The 8,461-nt window shown below is 39.1% G+C and carries 7 protein-coding genes; 5 read left to right on the forward strand and 2 right to left on the reverse strand.

Annotated features, from left to right (window positions below; genetic code table 11):
• Nucleotide 1 precedes the first annotated feature (1 nt).
• From ACTHJT_RS08785 to ACTHJT_RS08795, 3 genes are all read left to right on the forward strand, one after another.
• Nucleotides 2-124, forward strand: coding sequence for a hypothetical protein (locus ACTHJT_RS08785; RefSeq protein WP_440237650.1), 123 nt, complete (start codon nt 2-4; stop codon nt 122-124).
• On the forward strand, nt 121-1,818 hold the full coding sequence (locus ACTHJT_RS08790; RefSeq protein ID WP_440237651.1) for a sodium:solute symporter: 1,698 nt from the start codon (nt 121-123) through the stop codon (nt 1,816-1,818). The genes ACTHJT_RS08785 and ACTHJT_RS08790 overlap by 4 nt, the downstream gene beginning before the upstream one ends.
• A 217-nt stretch (nt 1,819-2,035) precedes the next feature.
• Complete coding sequence (locus tag ACTHJT_RS08795; protein WP_440237652.1) at nt 2,036-3,013, forward strand: c-type cytochrome; 978 nt, start codon at nt 2,036-2,038, stop codon at nt 3,011-3,013.
• A gap of 79 nt (nt 3,014-3,092) precedes the next feature.
• Here ACTHJT_RS08795 and ACTHJT_RS08800 read toward each other — a convergent pair whose 3' ends face one another.
• Together ACTHJT_RS08800 and ACTHJT_RS08805 are read right to left on the reverse strand one after the other, a co-directional pair.
• Nucleotides 3,093-3,947, reverse strand: a complete 855-nt coding sequence (locus ACTHJT_RS08800) for a DUF2911 domain-containing protein (RefSeq protein WP_440237653.1) — start codon at nt 3,945-3,947, stop codon at nt 3,093-3,095.
• A gap of 184 nt (nt 3,948-4,131) precedes the next feature.
• Nucleotides 4,132-5,142 carry an LLM class flavin-dependent oxidoreductase gene (locus ACTHJT_RS08805; RefSeq protein ID WP_440237654.1) on the reverse strand — a complete coding sequence of 337 codons (1,011 nt, stop codon included), beginning with the start codon at nt 5,140-5,142 and terminating at the stop codon, nt 4,132-4,134.
• 406 nt (nt 5,143-5,548) lie between these two features.
• On the opposite strand from ACTHJT_RS08805, the gene ACTHJT_RS08810 reads away from it, so the two are divergent.
• A complete protein-coding gene (locus tag ACTHJT_RS08810) occupies nt 5,549-7,924 on the forward strand; it encodes a PAS domain S-box protein (protein ID WP_440237655.1) in 2,376 nt (791 codons plus the stop codon).
• Nucleotides 7,925-8,109: 185 nt separating this feature from the next.
• Nucleotides 8,110-8,461: 4-alpha-glucanotransferase (locus ACTHJT_RS08815; RefSeq protein ID WP_440237656.1), on the forward strand; the 352-nt coding region annotated here is incomplete at its 3' end.

The raw sequence follows: 8,461 nt of genomic DNA on the forward strand, positions 1-8,461 counted from the left end.
TATGCCTGAACAGGAAGATAAACCACCTTTTCTGAATACATGGAATAATGTATATGTATTTATCATTGGCTTTCTGGTAGTCACCATAGGCCTGTTCTATATTTTTACGAATTATTTCAAATGAGTATTATAGATTGGTATGTACTGGCAATAACGATCCTGAGCATTGTTGCTTACGGATTATGGAAAAGCAGAGGAGCCCGCAATATTGAAGGCTACCTGCTGGCAGACCATGAATTGCCGTGGTATCAGGTAGGTTTGTCTGTGATGGCTACACAGGCAAGTGCCATCACATTCATTGCTTTGCCGGGTAAGGCTTATAGTGACGGCATGGGCTTTGTACAGTTGTATTTTGGTTTACCCATTGCAACCGTTATTTTATGCAAAACATTTATCCCGATCTTCCGATCGCTGAATGTATATACGGCCTACGAATATTTAGAAAATCGTTTCGACAGTAAAACAAGATCACTCACCGCCTTTCTTTTTTTATTACAACGCGGCTTGTCTACAGGTATTACGATTTATGCACCAGCAATTATTCTGTCAGCCATTCTTGGCATACACATTACCTATACAACGTTATTTACAGGCAGCATTGTAATCAGTTATATTGTTTACGGTGGCACAAAAGCCGTAGCGTATACACAGATGTTCCAGATGGTCATTATTTTTTCAGGTCTGCTTATTGCAGCTTTTATGGTTGTACATCTGTTGCCTGAGCAGATTGGTTTTATCGATTCATTGCAGATTGCCGGGAAGATGAATAAACTGGGTGCAATCACAACAGATTTTGATCTGAAGGATGAATACAACATCTGGTCAGGTATCATTGGAGGTTTCTTTCTACAGCTGTCCTACCTCGGCACCGATCAATCACAGGTTGGCCGCTACCTGACCGGAAAGTCTGTTAAAGAAAGCAGACTTGGGTTGGTCATGAACAGCTTGATCAAGATACCCATGCAGTTTGCGATTCTGCTGATCGGCATCCTGGTATTTGTGTTTTATCAATTCAATACGCCCCCGCTATTCTTCAATCAAACAGAAGTAAACAGAATTGAACAAAGCCGTTACGGAAAAGATTACCAGCAGCTGGAAAGTGAACATGTACAAACATATGAATACAAAAAACAGCATGCTGCTGCACTGATCACAGCTATTGATCATGACAATAAACAAGCAATCGCGGAAGCCCGACAACAATTACAAGCCGATGACTCTCTGGCTAAAGTTATAAAATCCAAAGCCAAAGATTTAATGTTAAAAAATAATAAGCAGGCAGACGACAACGATACCAATTATGTGTTTCTGAGTTTTGTTACGAAGTACCTGCCAGTAGGTTTAGTTGGTCTTCTTATTGCAATCATCCTGCTGGCATCCATGGGTTCAACGGCCAGCGGCATCAACTCATTGGCGTCAACCAGTGTAATCGATTTTTACAAGCGTTTTATCAACACAACAGGCAACGAACAAACCTACCTGAATGCATCACGGTGGGCAACTGCAGCCTGGGGTATATTTTGTGTAGTAGTCGCATTGTATGCCGGCAAAGTTGGTAATCTTATTGAAGCTGTAAATGAGCTGGGCTCTTTATTCTACGGCAACATCTTAGGAATATTCTTAGTAGCGTTTTATTTAAAACGGATTAAAGGAAGTGCTGTATTTTATGCTGCCATTATTACAGAAATAATTATCATCGCGATCTGGATGGAAGATATCATGGCCTACCTGTGGCTAAATGCGCTCGGGTGTGCATTGCTTGTGATCATTGCCTTGGCCATACAAATTATAACAGACCGAAAAACAGGCACCATCTGACAAATCGATATAGGAAGCACAACATTTCATTCTATTGAATTTCATATCCGCATGATTTGCCATAATAATAGATACATATTGAAACATCACATCTTTACATATCAATAATCCTATTTTTTATTTAGAACAATTTCAAATTCTTATGATTTGCTAAAAGCAAAACTAAAAAACTTATTTTTGAAAAATTCGAGATTTACTAAACCCTTCTTTTTATTCCATGAAAAAAACTTTTAGAATTATTGTGTATGTACTTGCTGCAATAGTTGTTTTGATTGCAGGTTTATTGACGTTTGTAAAAACAGCCTTACCCAATGTAGGACCTGTACCGAAGCTTACCATCAAAGCAACACCTGAAATGGTGCAGCGCGGAAAATATCTTGCTAATTCGGTAAACGTGTGTATGGATTGCCACTCAACACGTGACTGGTCACGCTTTGCAGGTCCGGCAGATCCGGCGACCTGGGGCAAAGGCGGAGAAGCATTCACACAGATCTATGGCTTCCCGGGAGCGTATTATTCACGCAACATTACACCTGCTGGTATTGGTAACTGGACAGATGGTGAAATCTACAGAGCTATTACTTCCGGTGTGAGTAAAGATGGTTCAGCTCTGTTTCCGGTAATGCCTCACCCGAATTATGGTAAAATGGCAACCGAAGATGTATATGCTATCATCGCTTATTTAAGAACGCTGAAACCCATTGAAAACAACATACCTCCATCTGTTTCTGACTTTCCGATGAATTTCATTATCAATACCATTCCGAAACCTGCCGCACCGCAAGCAATTCCTGATAAAAAAGACAAAGTTGAATATGGCAGATATTTATTGAATGCTGCTGCCTGCGGTGAGTGCCATACCAAACAGGAAAAAGGACAAAAGATTGCAGGAATGGATTTTGCCGGTGGCTTTGAGTTTCCGATCAATACGGGTATTGTACGTTCTTCAAACATCACATCCGATAAAGAAACCGGCATTGGTGACTGGAGCGAAGAAGCTTTTGTAAACCGCTTTAAAATGTATGCAGACAGCAGTTATGCACCGCACAAAATTGAATCAAATGGATTCAATACTACGATGCCCTGGTTAATGTATGCACAAATAACACATGAAGATTTAACAGCTATTTATGCATATCTGCAAACAACTACGCCGGTAAAAAATACAGTAGAGAAATTTACTCCGAAGAAATAAGTATACATCTTATTTAACAAAAAAGTCATCACGCGAAAGCGTAATGACTTTTTTTATCTTCTGTATCGAAGAGTATTATTTATTTCTTCTTTGCATCCGCAATCAATTGATTCGCCATTTTAACATAGTCATCATTTTTTGCTTCTGTTGCTAAAGCAACTGTCTTTTCAGCTGTCGCAATCGCAGCTTTACTGTCTTTTAATTTCAACTCAATACGGGCCTTCAACATAGTTACCCAGAATGCTTTTGGATTCTGTTCTACTGCTTTGTTCACCCAGATCAATGCCTGGTTCAAATCTTTATCATTTTCATAATAATAATTTGCTGCCTGGAAATATGGACGTGTATCTGCTGCCAGAGAAGTCTCAATGTTCTTCATTACTTTAGCATCGATCTCTGTTGTGATCTGCACCTGCACACGTGTTTTATCCCAAAGCAATTCCAATGCGGTAGATGTTGCTGTTACATTCGCAAAGTTCATCGTGAATGTTTCCGTCTTATCTGCTGTTGCAGCAGGCTTAACCGTAACATGTGCTACTTCGTTTTCAGCTTTGTAACCGGATACATTTCCACCTAAAGTTAAATCACTGTATAACATAACCTCCCAGCTGTCTTTGTTTGGGATCGTATAAATAGCATATGTACCGGCTTTCACATCTTTACCTTCAACTTTTACATCGTCTGAAAAAGTAATTTTTGTTGCGGCATTTGCACCTGTTCTCCATACTTTACCATAAGGAACAAGATCACCGAATATTACACGGTCTTTAACGGACGGACGTGAATATTCAAGCGTTATTTCACCCAGGCCGAAAGCCTGTTTTATTGTCTGAGACGGACTTGGTGCCGGAGTTTTTAATGTTGATTGCGCCTGTGAAACAAGCGTTGTCATTGTTAATGCGATTGCACTGGCAATCAAAGAAATCTTATTCATGGTTGTGTTTTTTGGTTTGCGTAATAAAATTCAAATTATACTTTTCAAGTGTGAAACAAAAACATTTTCTGCATTAGTTTTTCAAAAAAAGTTGAACAAAAGTTAAATAAAAAACGTTCTGAAACACTTTTATATTTTTTATATGCATGTATTTTAGGGCAATAGAGAAGGGTTTATAATTATTTTATTCATTCTGTAATTCAAATGCTTCAGCAATCAGTTCGAATGAACGTTTCCTGTCTCCGGCATTTCCGGCCATCGTAGAAATAATGATTTCATCTACATGAAATGTTTCTCCCAGCATTTGTAATTGTTCTTTCACAATTTCCTTTGTCCCCGAAATAATACGACCGCTGTTATATTTAATACGCTGCAGCTCTTCTGATGTGAAGACATATTTTTGAATCTGTTCGTAATCTGCAAAGTCATGAAAATTGCCTGCTTCAAACTGCAGGAAAATATAATCCATGAACTTGCGCATCTCTTTTGCTTTTTCTTCTGTATCTGCGCAAAGCACGAAAATAGCCATCATGGCATGTGGCTGCGGGAATGATTCAGAAGGTTTAAAGTTTTCTTTATAAGTATCAATCACTGCCGGCGTAACAAAACCGTTAATGAATTTTGCAACTACCAGTCCCAGTCCAAACCTGGAAGCGATTACACTGCTGCCTCCGCTGGAACTTAAGATCCATTGTTGCGGAATCGTGTCGCATTGAGGTATTGCAAGAATCCTTCTGTTATCTCGGGTATAGGCTGTATCTGAAAAGAAATTCTGTAAATGATCAAGCTGTCTTAAATAACTTTCTTCTGCGAAATCATTGGAAGGATTAAGCAATGATGAAGTAACACGGTCTGTACCCGGAGCCCTTCCTATTCCTAAGTCTATACGACCGGGGAATAAGGTTTCCAGCATCCTGAAATTTTCAGCCACTTTTAATGCGCTGTGATTCGGCAGCATAATGCCTCCGGAACCAATCCGGATGGATTCGGTTGCATCTGCAAGCTTTACCATTAACAACTCTGGAGCAGAACCCGCAATAAATGTAGAGTTGTGATGTTCAGATACCCAAAATCTTGTGTAACCTAATCGTTCAGCGAGCTTCACTGTTTCAACAGTTTCTGCAATAGCTTCTTTTGGTGTTTTATTTTTTTGAACAACAGATTGATCTAAAATACTGATCTTAATTCTTTTCATGAATTTCTAAAAACATATAAAACCATTAAGGTTATATTGTTTAAGAAAGTTCCATTAATCCGGTTACAATTCAATAAAACGTATTGCCAACCTGTGCCTTGACACATTCAATTACCTGATTCGTCCTGGTTGTTGAAAAAAAATATGTTGGTATCAAACTATTGCAGTATCCAATATTATCTTATACCAAGAATCTTTTAGGTAAAAGACAGAAACGGTTAAAATCCCTTTATTTCCTAACCTGCCCCAAAACGATTAAAATTCCTCCATCACCTGTATTTAAAGGGCCTGCAAAACGAATACGAAAGGTTTTCATCCAACTTTATAGTCTATTCTTACATAATCAAACCTAACTCATGAATTAACGATAATTTAATACTGAAATTCATTTAGTAAGATTTTCCCCATGATCGAGCATTCAGAATACAATGAGGCTGACCGCCTAAATGCATTACAGGAATATTTAATAGAAAACAATGAGGGCCAGGAAAAATTCAAGGACCTGACCCAGATTGCCGCCGCGGTATGTCAGACAAGACATGCGTTTGTTACCTTGCTGGATAAAGACCGCCTGGTGTTCCTGTCTTCTTTTGGAAACAGCTTAACAGGAATCGATCGCAGATTTTCATTTGGAAATAAAACCATACAATCAACAGCGATTCATGAAGTGACAGACGCCTTGCAGGACGAAGTCTTCAAGAATAATCCATATGTATGCGGAGAACCATTCATCCGTTATTATTGTGGAGCACCATTGATTGATGAGAACGGATACAGATTGGGCACACTCTGTGTTGTAGATATGGAACCTCGCTCACTGAATGACAACCAAAAAGCATCTCTTGTACTGCTGGCCAAACAAGTAATGAATGATTTCCGGATCAACCGCAGGGAAAAAGAACTGGAACGCAAACAAATTGCGCTGGAAGAAATTATCCGTGAACGTACTGCCAGTTTAATTGATACCAACCATTGGCTAAGCAAGATCATCGACCTTGTTCCCCACCCGATTTTCATAAAAGACAACACCGGTAAATATGTGCTTGCCAACATTGCCCAGGCTAAACTCTTTGGCAGAAAGGCAGAAGAATTAATCGGAAAAACAGATATTGATTTTGTTCATAATGAAGAGGAATACACCATCATTAAAAAAAGTGATGATGAAGCCGTATCTACGAGACAGACTGTGATACTGCCTGAACAGCTGATCACGCTGGGTGATGTTAAATATTATCTGTATACTTCGAAAGTACCGCTGATCAGTCCGGTAGATGGAGAACTCCGTATTTTAGGAGTATCCATTGATTTAACGGAAGTGCGCGCCTTGCAGCTGGAGCACAACCAAAGCATGGAAGCTTATCGGAAGCTTGTCGAAATTTCTCCTGATGCCATTTATATACAAAGCAACGAAGGCCATATTCTGTTTGCCAATCCATCAGGTATTAAACTGCTGGGAGCAGAAAGCCTGAAAGAACTGCTGGGCAAATCTGTCATGTCATTCATACATCCCGATTCTATCCAGGAAGTACACGCACGCATAGGAAATTCAGAAGAACTAAACGGAAAAATTTCAGAACAAAAAGCCATTACATTAACCGGCGAAGTACTGGATATTGAAGTAGTGTCTGTTGCATTCATATACAATGGCAATCCTGCAGAACAAGTGATTGTTCGCAACGTCTCTGAAAAGATTCAGGCCCGACAGGCATTGTATCAAAGCAGAGAACAGTTCAGAACATTAACAGACAATTCGGCCGACATCATTGCCCGTATTACTAAGGATTCAAGATTTGTATATATCAATAAAGCAATCTCAACGATTACAGGTAAATCGTTAGATTATTATTCCGGCAAGACTCCTGAAGAGGCGGGCTTAACACTCGATCTGTGTAAAGGCATCAGGCTCATTATCCATAAAACAATCAGCAGCCGCCAAACAACTTCTTACTATTTTGAAAATCTTCACATCAAAGAGGCATTCCGCTATGCGCATGTGATTGGTGTGCCGGAGTTTGACAGCAACGGTGAAATTATTTCTGTTTTATGCACGGTACAGGATGTAACTCAGCTTAAACAAAATGAACAGCAGCTGATCCAGACAGGAAAAGACCTGGACCGTTTTGTGTATAGCGCCTCCCATGAACTGCGCGCCCCATTGAAATCCATTCTTGGCCTGACCCGCTTAATCGCACAGGATATCCAGGAAAATAATTTTGAAGACATGATGGAATACATCTCACGGATCGAACGTTCTGTAAGGCGTTTAGACGATACTGTAAAAGATGTTATTGAATATTCACGTAATAATAGATTAAGCATAGAACGCAAACCGGTATCGTTTCATGAAATTGTTTATCAGGTCACCGAAAATTTAAGCTCACTTGCCAATTTCTCCAGAATAGATATTGTAACAAAGATCAGTGAAAGCACTTCGTTTTATTCTGACAGCCGTCGAATACAGATTGTCTTGAATAATATTATTTCGAATTCAATCAAATATTCTGATTTATCAAAAAGCAATAGTTTCATTCATATAGAAATACAAAGTACAGCTGCGGAATGTCTGCTGTTAATCCGGGATAATGGAATCGGCATTGAAAAACAATATCTGGCTAATATCTACGACATGTTCTTCCGTGCAACAACGGTGAATGAAGGTGACGGACTAGGTTTATACATTGTGAAAGAAACATTGCAAAAGCTTCAGGGTAGCATTGAAGTAGATTCAGAAATTGGCGTTGGCACCAACTTTACGATCCGCCTGGCCAATCTTCAGATGTAATCATTATGATGCTTTGAAAGCATCACGCAATAACTATTTATGAAATATTTCTTCAGATATTTCATATAAACTTTTTATAAATCCACATTATATTTTAGAACCGGCATATTCCATTAGTCGGTACTTTTCCTTATCTTCTATAAGAGATATACTTTTATTCAACCAGCTTAATTAATTACTAATTTATGAAGATTAATCGCAGTTCAGGAGTTATCCTGCATATTTCATCTTTATACAATACGTTCGGTATCGGTGATTTCGGGCCATCAGCGTACCGGTTTGCAGATTATCTTGCCAGCGCCGGCATACAATACTGGCAAACCTTGCCATTAAATTATACGGATGGCGGCAGAGGCTTTTCTCCTTACAGCTGCTTATCAGCCTTTTCCGGAAACCCTTTATTTATCAGTCCGGAATTGCTATTGAGAGATGGATTGCTGCTGCAGGAAGATTTGTTGGACCATACGTTTGAAGAAAATATTGTGGAGTTTGACAAAGTGTATGCTTATAAAATGAACCTGATCACAAAAGCATTTG

The organism is Cytophaga sp. (assembly GCF_051961495.1).
Lineage (GTDB): Bacteria > Bacteroidota > Bacteroidia > Cytophagales > Cytophagaceae > Cytophaga.